Genomic DNA, 14,834 nt, shown 5'->3' on the forward strand with positions numbered 1-14,834 from the left:
AGACATTGGCACGATAGACAAGGATGAATTTATCTATGTTTTGTCTGGGGAAATTACGCTGGTAACGGATAGGGGAGAAGAAATTTTAACGGTAGGAGATTGTGCAGGTTTCCCGGCAGGAGTTGCGGATGGACATTGTTTGAATTTAATTAACCTATGGACAAAAGTAAATTAATTAGTTCGCTACGAAAAGCTTACAATATTGCTCATTTTTCAATTAAAAGCGGTATTCCTACCGATGAAATAATTGATACTTTGGCAACTAAAACTACTCGCCGCCGTTTTGTGTATGGAGGATTAGCCGTAGCTAGTGCGGTGAGTACAGCTAGTTTTAACTATAGACTTAATGCGAAGTCCATAAATACCTCTAAAATGTTAATAGTCGGTGGGGGAATTGCAGGTTTAACGGCGGGTTATCGCCTCCAGCAAGCAGGAGTACCCGTAGATATTATTGAAGCAACCAATCGCTTAGGGGGACGGATTAGAACGACGTTTAAGGCGCTAGGTACATCTATTCCGGCGGAAATGGGAGGAGAATTTATCGATAGCGGTCATGAAAACTTGTTAGGTTTAGCTAAAGAATTAGGCTTAAAAGTTGTAGACTTGCAAACTAGCGATAAAGGGTTAGAAACGGAGGTATGGTATTTTGAGAATCGGAAAATTACTCAAAAGGAAATTATTGATTGGTTTGTACCTTTAGCGCAAAAAATTGACCAAGATTTAGCAGCTATAGGAGAGGGAGATATTAATTACCGTGTCGCTAGTCCAAAGGCTAGAAAGTTTGACCGTTTGTCTATTACGGAGTATTTAGAAACGGCAGCTATTGAGCCAATTTTAAAACAAATGTTGGCGCTTGCTTATACTACAGAATACGGTAGAGAAGCGTCGGAACAGTCTTGCTTAAATTTGCTATTTTTAATTGGTACAGACACCGATAAGTTTCAGCTTTACGGCGAAAGTGACGAACGCTATCAAATTGCTGGCGGTAACGAGCAAATAATCCAACGATTGGTTAAATTATTAACTAATTCTATTCAAACTCAGACGGTGCTTGAGTCTATTAGCACTTTATCTGATGGACGTTATCAAGTTAGTTTGCGTAATGGGTTAAAAACCTTTAGTCGCACTTATGAGCGAATTTTGCTTACTTTACCATTTACGGCTTTGCGTCAAGTTGCTACAAGTAAAGTTACTTTACCACCAATTAAACGCAAAGTAATCGCGCAATTGGGTTATGGCAAAAATGCAAAGCTAATTACTAGCTATAGTCAGCGTTTATGGCGGGACAAATATCAATCAAGCGCGGCTATTTTTACCGATTTAGAGTTTCAAAGTACCTGGGAATCTAGCCGCTATGTTACAGGTTCTCAAGGATTAATTACTAACTTTACTGGTGGTAAATATAGCGCGTCATTAAATACAATATCGCCGGAAAGTCAAGCCCAAAAATTAGTAAATCAATTAGATAAAGTATTTCCCGCAATTAGCGATGTTCGCCAAGCTAGTCAAGCCATCCGCGCTTATTGGTTGGGAGAACGTTATTTTCAGGGTTCTTATTCGTGTTATTTAGTGGGGCAATGGACAAGTATCGCCGGAGCAGAAAAAGAGCGGGTAGGTAATATATTTTTTGCTGGCGAACATTGTTCTGGGGAGACGCAAGGCTATATGGAAGGCGGTTGTGCGAGTGGAGAAGAAGCGGCGAAGGAGATATTGCTTGATTTGGGTTTGAAAGTTTGATATGGGGTTGAAGGTAGAGACGTTGCAATGCAACGTCTCTACAAAATCTAATAAACGTCTCTACAAAATCTAACCGAAGTTTAAGTCTGTTACTGCGCCAAAACTACTAGAAGATACCAGACGAGCATATTTTGCTAATATTCCGGTAGTATAGCGGGGTTTGGGTGGTAGCCACTGGGCGCGACGAATTGCTAATTCTTCCTCTGATACGTGCAGATTTAACGCACGAGCAGGAGCGTCAATAGTAATTGTGTCATTTTCCCGGACAAGGGCGATCGCACCGCCAACAAAAGCCTCTGGTGCGACGTGACCGACAACCATACCGTACGTACCGCCAGAAAAGCGCCCGTCGGTAATTAACCCAACAGAATCGCCCAAACCAGCGCCAATAATTGCCGAAGTTGGGGCTAACATTTCCCGCATTCCGGGTCCACCTTTTGGGCCTTCGTAACGAATTACAATTACATCTCCAGCGACAATTTGTCCTGTCAAAATTGCTTTTAAGCAGGCTTCTTCAGAATCAAACACGCGGGCGCGACCAGTAATAATAGGCTTTTTGACTCCGGTAATCTTGGCAACTGCCCCCTCGGTGGCTAAATTGCCCCGGAGAATGGCTAAATGACCTTCGGCGTACATAGGATTATCCCAAGGACGAATGACATCTTGGTCAAGGCGGGGCGTTTCGGGAATATCTGCTAATACTTCAGCTACGGTTTGTCCGGTTATGGTTAACGCATCTCCATGTAATAAATTGTGCGCCAACAGCATTTTCATAACTTGAGGAATACCGCCAGCTTTGTGTAAGTCGGTAGCAACGTATTTACCACTGGGTTTGAGGTCGCAAATTACCGGGACACGGGCGCGGATAGTTTCAAAATCATCTAAACATAACTCTACTCCGGCAGAATAGGCGATCGCCATCATGTGTAAAACGGCATTTGTCGAACCACCTACCGCCATAATTACGGAAATAGCGTTTTCAAAAGCTTTACGAGTAAGAATTTGCCGGGGTAATAATTGCTTACGAATCGCATCAACTAAGACAAAAGCTGACTTTTCGGCACTATTGGCTTTTTCCTCATCTTCGGCTGCCATTGTAGAGGAATAAGGTAAACTCAACCCCATTGCTTCAATGGCGCTGGACATGGTATTAGCCGTAAACATTCCACCACAAGAACCCGCCCCAGGGCAGGCGTTGCGCTCAATTTCCAGTAATTCCTCTTTGTCAATTTTCCCGGCGCTGTACTGTCCTACAGCCTCAAAAGAACTAACAACCGTTAAATCTCGTCCGTTGTAATGACCGGGTTTAATTGTGCCACCATAAACAAAAATAGCGGGAATATTCATGCGCGCGATCGCAATCATCGCCCCTGGCATATTTTTATCGCAACCACCAATAGCTAGTACCCCATCCATACTTTGCCCGGTGCAAGCAGTTTCAATGGAGTCAGCAATAACTTCCCGCGATACGAGAGAATATTTCATTCCCTCAGTTCCCATTGAGATCCCGTCGCTAATCGTAATTGTGCCAAACATTTGCGGCATGGCGGCAGCATTACGCAGGGCGGCTTCGGCTCTTAAAGCCAACTTATTTATGCCCATATTGCAGGGTGTGATGGTGCTGTAGCCGTTAGCTAGTCCCACAATTGGTTTAGTAAAATCTTCGTCAGTAAAGCCTAAAGCGCGTAACATAGCACGGTTAGGCGATCGCGCTGTGCCTTGAGTTATAGCTTGGCTTTTAAGATTATCCGGCATATTTTTTTTAATTATTTGTCTCTCTAGGGTAGTTTATTATATTTATTTCTCAGTTTGGCTCGTTAAATAAATTAAAACTGATTGCCTTGGGTGTGAAGCACCGGAGATATTTATGTCAAACATAGCGATCGCATGGAAGTTTTGGATATTGTGGGTGCTAGTTTGTATCGGGGGCGGAATTGGGTGCTTTATTTTAGGCTTTCTGATATTTACTACCCGCAATCAAAACAGTTTAGGTGCGTTTGTCGGCTTAAGTATGATTGGAATACTTTGGGCAACTCCGCAATATCTTTTGCTAAAAAACTATACTCCGAAAATTAATGGTATTTGGGTTTTAGTAAGTGTTGCTGGCACAATTGCTAGTTCAGTTATTGCAGGATACATACTTAAAGTTTTAGACAGAAATCTAGGTTGGGCGGTAATTGGTGCTGTGGCGGCTATATTTCCCTACCTTGTTTTAAGACCGCATTTTTTACGAGCCAGTAGTTGGATACTAGCAAATGGTGTAGGGCTATTTATAAGCATAGTTACAGGAGAGGTTGTATTTAGAGTTGTATCCAAAGCCATCGAACAACCTCCGACTGGAGACGCTGGAGATAGTGGACTTAGCGCTCTAGCTGAAGCAACATCAGTCCTTTTTTACAGTTCCCTTGTAACCGGAGTTGTGAGTTTAGGTACTTATGGAGCAATTACAGGCGGAACTTTAGTTTGGCTGTTACGCCACCCACGCCGAAAATAACTAGCATTTAAGTAACTAAATGAAGATAACTGTTTAAAATTGTTATACCAAGTACATTTGTCTGTGGTTAAAATCAAAACTTACTACTAGACAGCCGCGATTTATCAAAACTAATCCTAATTTACTTATTATGAAACTTGCCCTTACTAAAATTGGTACTCAAATGTCAACTCTGACTGGTGTTAGGGCAATTATGAAAGACATTATAGAAACACTACAAGCAAGTAATGGGCAAGAATTTATTAATTTGAGTGCGGGAAATCCGCTAATTTTGCCCCAAGTAGAGCAACTTTGGCGCGATTGTACCGCCGAATTATTAGCTAGTTCCGAGTATGGCGAAGTTGTTTGTCGTTATGGTTCAAGCCAAGGTTACGGAGCTTTAATTGATGCGATCGCCAATGACTTCAATCGCCGCTACAATCTCAACTTAAGCAGTCGCAATATTTTAATTACTCCCGGTAGTCAATCATTGTATTTCTATGCGGCTAATGTCTTTGGTGGCTATACGTCAAGCGGCGCTCTTAAGCAAATTGTTTTTCCCTTAAGTCCTGACTATACAGGCTACGGCGGCGTTAGTTTAACTTCTGAAGCTCTCAAAGCTTACAAGCCAAGGCTCGATATTGATGAAGCAAATCACAAGTTTAAGTACCGTCCTGATTTTAGTCAGTTAGAAATTAATGAAAGTACAGGTTGTGTGATTTTCTCACGTCCTTGCAATCCTACAGGTAATGTGATGACGGATGAGGAAGTGAAAAAAATTGCTCACTTAGCCGCACCTTACGACGTTCCGGTTTTAATTGATTCTGCTTACGGGCCACCTTTTCCGGCGTTGAACTTTACCGAATTTACTCCTATATTTGGCGATAATATTGTCCATTGCATGAGCTTATCTAAAGCTGGATTACCGGGAGAAAGAATTGGAGTTGCGATCGCCGATGAGCAAATTATTCAGGTGCTAGAATCTTTCCAAACTAATATGTGCATTCACCCCTCGCGCTATGGACAAGCGATCGCCGCCCGTGCTATAGATTCGGGTAAGCTTGCAGAGATTGCCACAACTATTATTCGCCCCTTTTATCAAAATAAGTTTTTAGTTTTAGAAGAAACATTAAACCAAGCAATGCCTAAAGATTTGCCTTGGTATCTCCATCGCGGTGAAGGAGCAATTTTTGCCTGGTTGTGGTTTGAAAATTTGCCAATTACTGATTGGGAATTTTATCAGCAACTCAAGCAAGTAGGAGTGATTGTCGTCCCTGGAAGTACGTTTTTTCCTGGTTTACAAGAGGAATGGGCGCACAAGCAGCAATGTCTGCGAATTAGCCTCACCGCCAGCGATGCAGACATCAAAACGGGAATGGAGCGTTTAGCTAAAGTTACAAGGCAAGTTTATCAAAAAGTAAGTAGTGCTGTTATTTAAGTTATGAGCAAAAAAAATATCGATCTAACTCCCAAAACTCCTAGCTTAAAACTCGCCAATGGAAAAGCTAAAACTTCCTACTTAAAACTTCCCGATGGCTGGCTGCAAATAGGTAAAATTGTCGCCGCTCAAGGCTTGCAAGGTGAATTAAGAGTTTATCCTGATTCAGACTTTCCCGAACGGTTTGTAATTCCCGGTACGCGCTGGTTGTTACGTTCTCAAGAGGAAGAACCGCAACCGATTGAGTTGTTGCACGGACGATATATTGAGGGAAAAGGCTTGTATGCAATTTCTCTTGCGGGAATAACCACCCGCGATCAATCGGAAGATTTGCGCGGTTGCTTGTTACTTGTCCCGGAAAGCGATCGCCCAAAACTAGGCGAAGATGAGTATCATGTCCTTGATCTAATTGGTCTAGAGGTATTTAACCAGCTAACGCAAGTAGTTGTCGGTAAGGTGGTTGATGTGATTGCGGCGGGTAACGACTTATTGGAAGTTCAGCCCGTTGCGGAAGTAGACAAACCTCCAGCTAAAAATATTTTAATTCCGTTTGTAAAAGCGATCGCTCCGGTCGTTGATTTAGCCAATAAACGAATTGAAATTATCCCCCCATCAGGCTTGTTAGAGCTTAATTAGAGTTTGAGTAATCAAATAGAAATAGTGCTACTCAAAAGGCAGCACCATTTCATTTATTATTTAGGCGTAAAATTCTCGCTCAAATTACCACAGCGCTCTTACAGGGCGGTTGGCTGGAGTAGATTGAACTGTAGTCTGAGTAGTTTCAGTGGTTGTTGTGGGGGTTGCACTGGTTGCCTCTACTTCTGTGGAAGTCGTAGATTCAGTAGCTGAAGTTGTACCTACTTGGTTGGTTGTAGCTTCTGTACCTGTAGTTGTTCTTGCTTGAGCTAAAGTAATATTTGAAGCCATCGATTGAGCGTCTAGAGTAGCGGAAATTTGCATCCCTTCCCGCAAATTTAGACTCTGTAAGTCTGCTCTTGACACCATCATTTGTTTGGTCATTCCGTCAGCCATTTCTAGAGTTACGGTTTCCCCTTCAATGCTTCTAATTGTTCCACTTACAGTATTTGTAGTAGTCGGCTCTGTAGAACTTGGTACTACCTGATTTTGCATTGGTGTTGAAGCTGGTGCCGATGGATTTTCCATCTGCATTGGAGTAGTTACAGGCGGCGTATTTGTTCCACTTGGATTGATTGGATTTTGGGTTTCACCCATGCCACTTGCGGGGCTTGTTTGAGCGTTAACTGGATTGATTGATAATGTTGATGCCAACATCAAAAGCATTGTGCCTGGCAATAATTTGATTTGTCGCATACTTTTTTATCCTCTGTTTAATATGATTTGCGATCGCTGTCTCAATTAATAAATTATGGTTTATTTATTATTCGATCCAACTAGCTACCTTCATCAAGGTAGAATCGGTTAAAAAATATTAAATCTACCTATTTGTATATTTTTAAAATATAGTTCGTCTAAGATTTTATAAATCAAACTTTCATTATATAGACATAGAATTATATAGATGAAGTTAATAAACGAAGGGAGTAAAATAAGATTTACAAGAGATTGAGAAAAGTTAAAAGTGAGGCTAAACCAAAGTGAAATTTGATTCATTATCTAAAAAATGTTTAATCTCGTTAGGAGTAGCAATATTAGTAATAAATATCCAGCAATCCCTGACAGCAGCACCTATTGAATCAGCTAAAAATCAGCCGATTAATTCGCTAACTGCCCCATTGCCAGCAAGGAATACACAGACAACAAATTTAGTTTTAAAGTTGAGCGATCGCCGAGTATATTTGTATCGGGGCGATAAGCTGGCAACAAGTTATCCTGTAGCGATTGGTAAAGCTGGTTGGGAAACTCCTGTAGGCAGTTATAAAGTTATGGAAATGCAACGAGATCCAGTTTGGGAGCATCCTTGGACAGGTAAATTGGTTCCCCCTGGAGCAAAAAACCCTTTGGGCGCACGATGGATTGGTTTTTGGACAGATGGCAAAAATTTTATTGGCTTTCACGGTACTCCTCAAGAAAAACTTGTAGGACAAGCGGTGTCTCATGGCTGCGTGAGAATGCGTAATCAAGATATTTTGGCGCTTTACGCCCAAGTAGATGTGGGTACGCCTGTAACGGTCAATCCTTGAATAAGTAACACATATGCTAATTAGAGCATCTAGCTATTTCTGGTAATGTATGATAACTAAAGTCTAAAATGGCTGGAAATGCAAAGGCGGTTTTAGCGTGAGAAACGCATGAATCAACAACAACTGAACAATGCTTTTACTCTGTTTTTAAGTTTGCTTGTAGAAGCAATGCCTTTCTTGCTGGTGGGGGTTTTATTCTCCGGCTTGCTACTGCTATTTATTGACGAACGCCAGTTAGTGGCAAAAATGCCCAAAAATCCCTTATTGGGGGCAATAACAGGCAGTTTAATCGGGTTTTTGTTTCCAGTCTGCGAATGCGGTAACGTACCTGTAGCCCGAAGGTTGTTATTGCAAGGAGTCCCCGCACCAGTAGCAGTAGGGTTTTTACTCGCCGCACCAACTATCAACCCAATTGTAATTTGGGCAACTTGGACAGCCTTTCGAGATCAGCCCGAAATTGTCGTACTGCGCGTGGTATTTTCTTTAGCGATCGCCATTATTATCGGTTGGGTATTTAGCGCCGAGGCTGATTTGGGGGCAATTTTACAACCAGAACTCGCGAGTAATTGGCAAGCTACCCAATTAACGCCGTCTGTAGGAGAAGTTGAAGAATTTAATTCACCCTTACTACAATCGGGCACTTATTTATTAGCAGGGGCAGAGCAACCAATTAGAATGGATGCAACAGTAATGCAAGCACAACTTGCGGCTACTTCCTCCACAAAACCCCTAGTCTATAAACTGCGGTTATTTTTAGATAATACCGTCCAAGAATTGCGAGAATTGGGAGCAGTGTTAGTAATTGGGAGTGCGATCGCGGCGATCGTTCAAGTATCTGTTCCTCGCGAAGCCATCCTAGCTTTAGGTAGTAGTCCGATTACATCCATTCTTGCCATGATGTTACTAGCGGCGGTAGTATCTATTTGCTCTACGGTAGACTCATTTTTTGCCCTTTCTTTTGCCTCTGTATTTACCAGTGGCTCTTTGTTAGCCTTTTTGGTCTTTGGGCCAATGATTGACATCAAAGGTGTGGGTCTAATGCTATCAATATTTAAACCTAGAGCAGTGTTTTATTTATTTGCTTTAGCCGCGCAATTAACATTTTTGTTTACCTTACTTGTCAATTTGTATATTGTGTAGCCGTAATGACAGCAATTAAAAAACTGCAAAACCACTTACTACCTTGGCTAGACGTATTGGCGATCGCCTCTTGGGGTATTTTGATGCTGAGATACTGGCATACAGGCAAACTCAGCCTACTAATTCACCGCGATTATTTTTGGCTTGTCATTGCTGGCGGCATTGGCTTGTCAATTGTTAGTAGCTTAAAAGCCTTAGACTTGCTGCGACGCAAAAATCTTTTCCAGACTCAGCATATTACCTTGTTTCCTCCGGGCTTAAGTAGCGCCTTACTACTAGGAACAGCAATTTTAGGCTTAGTTATTACTCCCCGCGCTTTTGCCAGCCAGACCGCACTCCAGCGCGGCGTAACAGAGGTTTTGCAAGCAACACGAAGTCAACCCCAAGCTTTTCGCTCCTCTGTCCGCTCCGATGAACGCAGTTTAATAGACTGGGTACGGACTCTTAATATTTATCCAGAGCCAGACGCATATTCTGGTCAAAAAGTCAAGATACAAGGTTTTGTAATTCATCCGTCCGAATTACCATCAGAATACTTATTGCTCTCCCGGTTTGTAATTACTTGTTGTGCGGCGGATGCCTACCCGGTAGGATTACCAGTAAAACTCAATCAAAATCGTCAAGCTTACCCCCAAGACAGTTGGTTCGAGGTAGAGGGAGAAATGATTACCCAAGACTTGCAAAACAAACGTCAACTAACTATTCAAGCAAGTTCCCTCAAACCAATTCAAGAGCCACAGAATCCTTATGAATACTAAATTGATTGGTGATTGGTCATTAATTGTTTTTCCCAATTACCCAATTCCCAATTAATGAAATAGCCAGCTAGTAAAAGCATATTTACAGCCCTGAGTTACTGGTAAAGATTGATGCGGGTGAGTGTAATAAGAAGGAAATACAATAACGCTACCTTTTTGCGGAATAAATTTTAAATTTTGGCGATCAAAAAATGTTTCCCCTCCAACAAAATCATCATTAAGATAGCCAACAATACTTACATCTCTAGTAGGTACTCCAAGAGATGCTTCCTCACGACGACTAGCTAGAAGCAAGTTATCAATATGGCGCTTATAAAACTGCCCTGGACGGTAGCGTAAAATCGAACAAGTTTCTATTTGAGAAAACTTGACTCTATAGTTTTGATAAAGTGTTTCTTGAATTAGATAAATGCGATTTAATAATAGTTGATTAGTTGATTGTAATAAAGTATTTGTTTCACCCAAGTAGAGCAATTCATTACTACGCACTTGCGTTTCTACCTTGGCAAGTTCAATACCAGCCGTTTGAAATGTACAGCAGTCAGCAATCTGGATAATATGATTGCATAAAGAACAATCGAGCAATCGCTCAAACAACAAAATGTCTGCGCCTAGCTCAGTTACAGACCACGCATCAGTAGAAATCATAGTGGAGATAATAAGTGTAGCTCCTAGGAGTTATAACACTCTTGATTAGCTTGATGAGAAATTTGTTATCCTGCCCTAAAAGGCAGGATAACATTTATAGCCATTGGTTTTGAGCTAGGGAAATTTTCACTACCCCCAAACCCCAAACTTGGAGGTGGCGAGAAGTTTGATTTGAGCTTAGGGGCAAAACTGTCTCACTTTTTGCAAAGGATTCAGGATTGCGATAGTTGCTAAAGATTAATTAGAACCTGAACGACGATTTGTTGAACTAGAGCGACTTTCGGTAATATCTTGAGCGTGTTGAAAATGCTTTTGTATTAAAGGTAGAGTTTGAGAAGCAAAACTTTTCACCTCTGGATCTTGACCGCGTTCTATTTGACGCTCAAATAGTTCTACTTGTTCTTCGTGACTATCCTCTCCAGCTTCTTTCATGTATTCGCGATCGAATTTCGCTCCCGAAAGCTCAGATAGGTCTTGTTTTAGGTCTTCATTTTTTTCACCTATGGTAGTTGGCAAAGTTACGCCTTTTTGCCGCGCCAAAACTTTAAGTTTATTATTTACTTGAGTCTGTTCTACAACCATTCGGCGGGCATACTCTTTAACAATGTTGCTAGAAGCTTTCTGTCTAGCTATTTTGCCAAGTTCAACCTCTGCCAATCCCTCTTGAGCAACTGCCACCATAAACTGTATATCAAACTGACTTAAACTAGGTGTAGTTGGGCTAAAAGTTGGGGTTGGAATTGGAGTAGCGGTTGAGGTTGGGGTTGGAATTGGGGTCGGGGTTGGAATTGGAGTAGCAGTTGGGGTTGGGGTTGGAGTAACTCTTGGGGTTGGAGTTGGGGTTGGAGTAGCAGTTGAGGTTGGTGATGGAGTCGGGGTTGGAGATTGTGCTATTGAAGCGTACTCCAAAGATGCTATTAATCCTCCTGCTACAAGTGCTGTCATTACAAAGTTCTGTTTGCTCGTCATTGCTTTACCTGAAAAATCCGAGAATATTGTGCTAAATAACTTTAGGGGTCACTTTGGGCGATCGCATTTGCTAACTAATTTAGGTCGCGTTTTTACAGAAAATAAAAATACCAACCTGTAACTAGCTAGTATTTATAAACCACAGCCCCTTTTTCTATTAGCAATTTATTTATGGTTAGCATCCTCTACCCTGGGGTTAATTTCGATACAAAAATATAGGATTAAATAATTTTTCTTGTGAGCATGACTCCCCAATATGCTGTACAGGTTAGTTTTGAGGTGATAAATGTCCGTAACCAAGAAGTCATTTTTGCAACCGTTGGATCGAGTCGCGATCGCCTTGATTGCTGTTTTAGGCTTATTAACAGCGCTAGTATTATTCCAAGGCGATGCTATTGCGCCTCGCGTCCGAGATTTTAGCTGGCAAAATAAACGCATTGGGGTAGAAGATACGGCTTTTTATCTCAACTTCAGTCGTCCGATGGATACCAAAAGCGTAGAAGCCAATCTCCAAATCGATCCGACTTTACCTGGTAAAATTAGTTGGGCAGGGCGTAAAATGGCTTATACCTTACTTTCCCCGCCTGCTTATGGTACTTCCTACCAAGTAAAGTTAAATGGCGCACTAGATCGCTTTTCCAAAACAAACACAAATTCTATTCAATCCTTTACAGGTGCTTTTACTAGCCGCGATCGCGCTTTTGCCTATTTGGGTGTCGAAGGGGAAGAACAAGGTAAGTTAGTCCTTTACAATCTCACGACGCAGCAAAAAACTATTCTCACTCCCAAAGATTTAGTTGTGGGTGATTTTCAGCCTTACCCTACAGGTAATAAAATTCTCTTTTCGGCTACCGAACGAGCCAGCGATCGCTCAAGTTTGCCCCTAGCTCAGTTATATACAGTCACTACCGGAATTTCGCCTGAACCCAAATCTAAAAACAATCCCCCTTTGGGCAGAGTTGAGTTAGTTCTAGATAGCAAAGATTACCAAAACTTAAAATTTGATTTGTCCGCCGATGGCAAAACTATATTAGTACAGCGCGTCAATCAAAAAAATCCTGGCGACTTTGGGCTGTGGATACTGCCTAGTAGTAACGATAATACACTTCCCAAAGCGCAACTATTGAAAAGCCAACCAGGCGGAGATTTTTTAATTACCCCTGATAGTAAATCTGTTGCCGTTGCTCAAGGGCAAGGAGTAGCAATTTTACCGCTTATCACTCAAGCCACCAAACCCTTAGACTTTCTGCCCAAATTTGGCATGGTGTTAGAATTTTCCCCTGATGGGAGTCAAGCGGCGATGATACGGTTCAATTCCGATTACACGCGATCGCTTTTTCTAGTCAATAATCAAGGCTTACAAAAAGAACTGCTCCGCACTACTGGCTCGATTAATAGCTGTATATTTCATCCTGTACTATCAAATCTTTACTGTATGTTGACGCAGTTGATTGAGGGAGAAGTATATCAAGAGCAGCCTTATTTAGCGGCTATTGACCTAAATTCTGGCAAGCAAACGCCTTTAATAGTTATGCCCGAACAACGAGACGTACAAATTAGTTTGTCTCCTGATGGCTTGGCATTACTATTAGACCAAATTGTTACTAGCGCCGCCCCAAATACTTCGCCGCAAATCAATGTTCCGCGCACCAGTGATGGCGAAGCTATTTCTACTAGCCGTTTGTGGTTAGTACCTTTATTTGTTCCCGCTTCTATCTCTACAACCCCCAATCAAATCCAACCAGAACAATTACCTTTACCTGGCTTTCATCCTCGTTGGTTGCCTTGAAGAACGTCAATTTCGGTAAAAGTTTGCATCAATAATCGCTTTGCTTGTAACTGCCAACCCCATTTTTGCAGTCTGTAAGCTGCGATCGCACCGCCCATTGAAGCTACTAATCCTAAAGGCTGAGAAAACGAAATTCCTATCAATAATCCTAATCCGGCAATTCCCCAAAAGGGTAAAGCTACTGTTTGACGTTGTTCTTCTACTAGCTTTCGTATCCAATCGGATTGCATAGTTTCTATTAGTGCCTCTTTTGCTTGTTTCTGCTCGGCGGCGGATACTGATAACCCAATTTTTCGGCGCAGTTTCTCAATTTTGCGGGCGGTGGTGCTGTATTCGGTTAGCTCATCTTCTGCCATCAATAGCAGGCGCTTTAATTGCTCCATTGGACTAATTGCTCATTACTTAGATGATTCAGCATAGCAAAATCCGCAATCGCGTAAGGTTTTCCACTTTTAACAGCTAACTAACTTGTTTGAAAGTACGCTTGTACTAAATTAAAAAATAATTAATTCTAAGTAAAATTACGGTTGCACTGAATTTTATTTATTAGGTAATTTTATTTAAACAAAAGTTAACTATCAAAGCTTTTGAAAGCGTGTAAATTGATGAAATTTAATAGTTTAATTTTTACTATAAATCTTAAATTATTAGCGCTCGTACTTTTAATGCCAATTCTTGCAATCAATACACTAAATAACAATGAATCAATCTGAAACCTATCAAAACTGCGGCTTACAAGAATTAATGAATTATGTTAAATCTATAGCAGAAATTGAAACCAATATAAGTTATCAGGACGAGCAAAAACAAATTATGCCCGTCCACAGCAAACTAATAGACGTAGAAGTTACAACAATAGCTATAAAAACTCCGCAACTAGCTAAGGGGGAAGTTATTTGTGGGGAGAAGGAAAAAGTTGCCCTATCACCATCAAATGTAACTAATTTAATAGCTTTAATTAAGGATTTACAGTTGTCAAATGGCAACTTAGTCAAGCGAGTAACTTATTTAAGCCAAGAGATCGCCCAGTTTCACCAAGATTTAGAATCTTACAAAGATCAGTTTCAAAAAGCCAAGTCAAGGTTGCAGGAAAAAGAGCAAGAATTAGCAGCCAATTATCAAACTACTGAAAAGCTAACTTGCGAACTAGCGATCGCTAACCAATTAGTGGCTCAAGTTCAAGCAGATTACAACGAGCAATCTTATCAATTATCCGCAGAAAAAGATAATTGTCGAGACTTGCGTACTCGCTTAAATCGAGAGCAACAGCACAGTTTGCAACTCAAATTTGCTTTAGAAAAATGTTTAGAAGTACCCACCACCAGCTACCAGTTAGCCGATGAAATGGTGTCAAAAGCAAACAATGAAGATAGCAACAACTTTGCTCCCAAAGCACCGCCAATTAAACCCTGGACAACCCAAGCAAGAGGCGCAGGTAATCAAATAGATTTAGATTGGGAGCGTCAAAATTTCCCAGATCAAAATAATGTAGATGACGATTTCCCGCCGATGGCTTCTCCAGATTATTTAGAGCCATTTAGTAGCTTAAATGAGGACAAATTAGAATATGCGATCGTTGACGACGTACAAGTAGCATCGCCCATAGCTACAGTCAATACTCAAACAAACTCCCCTTCGCCGCTAGTCTACCCCTCCCGTCCGCCCAAAGGACGAAAATCTTTAGCTGCCATTGAGTTACCAAGTTTTAGCTCTTAAAAAA

15 protein-coding genes are annotated in these 14,834 nt (G+C 41.3%); 10 read left to right on the forward strand and 5 right to left on the reverse strand.

Going from position 1 to position 14,834, the window contains the following annotated elements:
* Nucleotides 1-13 precede the first annotated feature (13 nt).
* Both SYN7509_RS30855 and SYN7509_RS0200210 read left to right on the forward strand, forming a co-directional pair.
* On the forward strand, nucleotides 14-175 hold the full coding sequence (locus SYN7509_RS30855) for a cupin domain-containing protein (protein ID WP_369792295.1): 162 nt from the start codon (nucleotides 14-16) through the stop codon (nucleotides 173-175).
* The gene (locus SYN7509_RS0200210; RefSeq protein ID WP_009632494.1) at nucleotides 157-1,737 is read left to right on the forward strand and encodes a flavin monoamine oxidase family protein; all 1,581 of its coding nucleotides are present in this window, start codon (nucleotides 157-159) and stop codon (nucleotides 1,735-1,737) included. Before SYN7509_RS30855 ends, SYN7509_RS0200210 begins: the two co-directional genes overlap by 19 nt.
* Before the next feature lie 69 nt (nucleotides 1,738-1,806).
* Here SYN7509_RS0200210 and ilvD read toward each other — a convergent pair whose 3' ends face one another.
* Nucleotides 1,807-3,492, reverse strand: a complete 1,686-nt coding sequence (gene ilvD / locus SYN7509_RS0200215; RefSeq protein WP_009632493.1) for a dihydroxy-acid dehydratase — start codon at nucleotides 3,490-3,492, stop codon at nucleotides 1,807-1,809.
* Nucleotides 3,493-3,604: 112 nt separating this feature from the next.
* On the opposite strand from ilvD, the gene SYN7509_RS0200220 reads away from it, so the two are divergent.
* The 3 genes from SYN7509_RS0200220 to rimM all read left to right on the forward strand — a co-directional run bounded on the left by SYN7509_RS0200220 (nucleotide 3,605) and on the right by rimM (nucleotide 6,284).
* The gene (locus SYN7509_RS0200220; RefSeq protein ID WP_009632492.1) at nucleotides 3,605-4,231 is read left to right on the forward strand and encodes a hypothetical protein; all 627 of its coding nucleotides are present in this window, start codon (nucleotides 3,605-3,607) and stop codon (nucleotides 4,229-4,231) included.
* Between the two features lie 130 nt (nucleotides 4,232-4,361).
* On the forward strand, nucleotides 4,362-5,648 hold the full coding sequence (locus SYN7509_RS0200225; protein WP_009632491.1) for a valine--pyruvate transaminase: 1,287 nt from the start codon (nucleotides 4,362-4,364) through the stop codon (nucleotides 5,646-5,648).
* 3 nt (nucleotides 5,649-5,651) lie between these two features.
* Nucleotides 5,652-6,284 (forward strand): ribosome maturation factor RimM, encoded by a 633-nt coding sequence (rimM, locus tag SYN7509_RS0200230; protein ID WP_009632490.1) that lies wholly within the window; start codon nucleotides 5,652-5,654, stop codon nucleotides 6,282-6,284.
* Between the two features lie 84 nt (nucleotides 6,285-6,368).
* On the opposite strand, the gene SYN7509_RS0200235 is transcribed toward rimM, so the two are convergent.
* Nucleotides 6,369-6,980, reverse strand: a complete 612-nt coding sequence (locus tag SYN7509_RS0200235; RefSeq protein ID WP_009632489.1) for a TOBE domain-containing protein — start codon at nucleotides 6,978-6,980, stop codon at nucleotides 6,369-6,371.
* A gap of 284 nt (nucleotides 6,981-7,264) precedes the next feature.
* On the opposite strand from SYN7509_RS0200235, the gene SYN7509_RS0200240 reads away from it, so the two are divergent.
* From SYN7509_RS0200240 to SYN7509_RS0200250, 3 genes are all read left to right on the forward strand, one after another.
* Entirely contained in the window at nucleotides 7,265-7,810 is a 546-nt protein-coding gene (locus tag SYN7509_RS0200240) for a L,D-transpeptidase (protein WP_009632488.1), read from the forward strand.
* A 108-nt stretch (nucleotides 7,811-7,918) separates the two neighbouring features.
* A complete protein-coding gene (locus SYN7509_RS0200245) occupies nucleotides 7,919-8,950 on the forward strand; it encodes a permease (protein WP_009632487.1) in 1,032 nt (343 codons plus the stop codon).
* Between the two features lie 5 nt (nucleotides 8,951-8,955).
* A complete protein-coding gene (locus tag SYN7509_RS0200250) occupies nucleotides 8,956-9,708 on the forward strand; it encodes a TIGR03943 family putative permease subunit (RefSeq protein ID WP_009632486.1) in 753 nt (250 codons plus the stop codon).
* A 51-nt stretch (nucleotides 9,709-9,759) separates the two neighbouring features.
* Here SYN7509_RS0200250 and SYN7509_RS0200255 read toward each other — a convergent pair whose 3' ends face one another.
* Both SYN7509_RS0200255 and SYN7509_RS24750 read right to left on the reverse strand, forming a co-directional pair.
* Nucleotides 9,760-10,356, reverse strand: coding sequence for a prolyl hydroxylase family protein (locus SYN7509_RS0200255; RefSeq protein WP_009632485.1), 597 nt, complete (start codon nucleotides 10,354-10,356; stop codon nucleotides 9,760-9,762).
* A gap of 237 nt (nucleotides 10,357-10,593) precedes the next feature.
* Nucleotides 10,594-11,325 carry a DUF4142 domain-containing protein gene (locus SYN7509_RS24750; protein ID WP_009632484.1) on the reverse strand — a complete coding sequence of 244 codons (732 nt, stop codon included), beginning with the start codon at nucleotides 11,323-11,325 and terminating at the stop codon, nucleotides 10,594-10,596.
* A 286-nt stretch (nucleotides 11,326-11,611) separates the two neighbouring features.
* Here SYN7509_RS24750 and SYN7509_RS0200265 point away from each other — a divergent pair, with 286 nt between their 5' ends.
* The gene (locus SYN7509_RS0200265) at nucleotides 11,612-13,114 is read left to right on the forward strand and encodes an Ig-like domain-containing domain (RefSeq protein ID WP_009632483.1); all 1,503 of its coding nucleotides are present in this window, start codon (nucleotides 11,612-11,614) and stop codon (nucleotides 13,112-13,114) included.
* On the opposite strand, the gene SYN7509_RS0200270 is transcribed toward SYN7509_RS0200265, so the two are convergent.
* Complete coding sequence (locus tag SYN7509_RS0200270) at nucleotides 13,093-13,497, reverse strand: hypothetical protein (protein WP_009632482.1); 405 nt, start codon at nucleotides 13,495-13,497, stop codon at nucleotides 13,093-13,095. The two genes, SYN7509_RS0200265 and SYN7509_RS0200270, sit on opposite strands and share 22 nt — an antisense overlap.
* Before the next feature lie 316 nt (nucleotides 13,498-13,813).
* Between SYN7509_RS0200270 and SYN7509_RS0200280 the strand changes: the two genes are divergently transcribed.
* Entirely contained in the window at nucleotides 13,814-14,830 is a 1,017-nt protein-coding gene (locus SYN7509_RS0200280) for a hypothetical protein (RefSeq protein WP_028954014.1), read from the forward strand.
* Nucleotides 14,831-14,834: the final 4 nt, after the last annotated feature.

The sequence above is a fragment of the Synechocystis sp. PCC 7509 genome, assembly GCF_000332075.2.
Taxonomy (GTDB): Bacteria; Cyanobacteriota; Cyanobacteriia; order Cyanobacteriales; family Chroococcidiopsidaceae; genus Aliterella.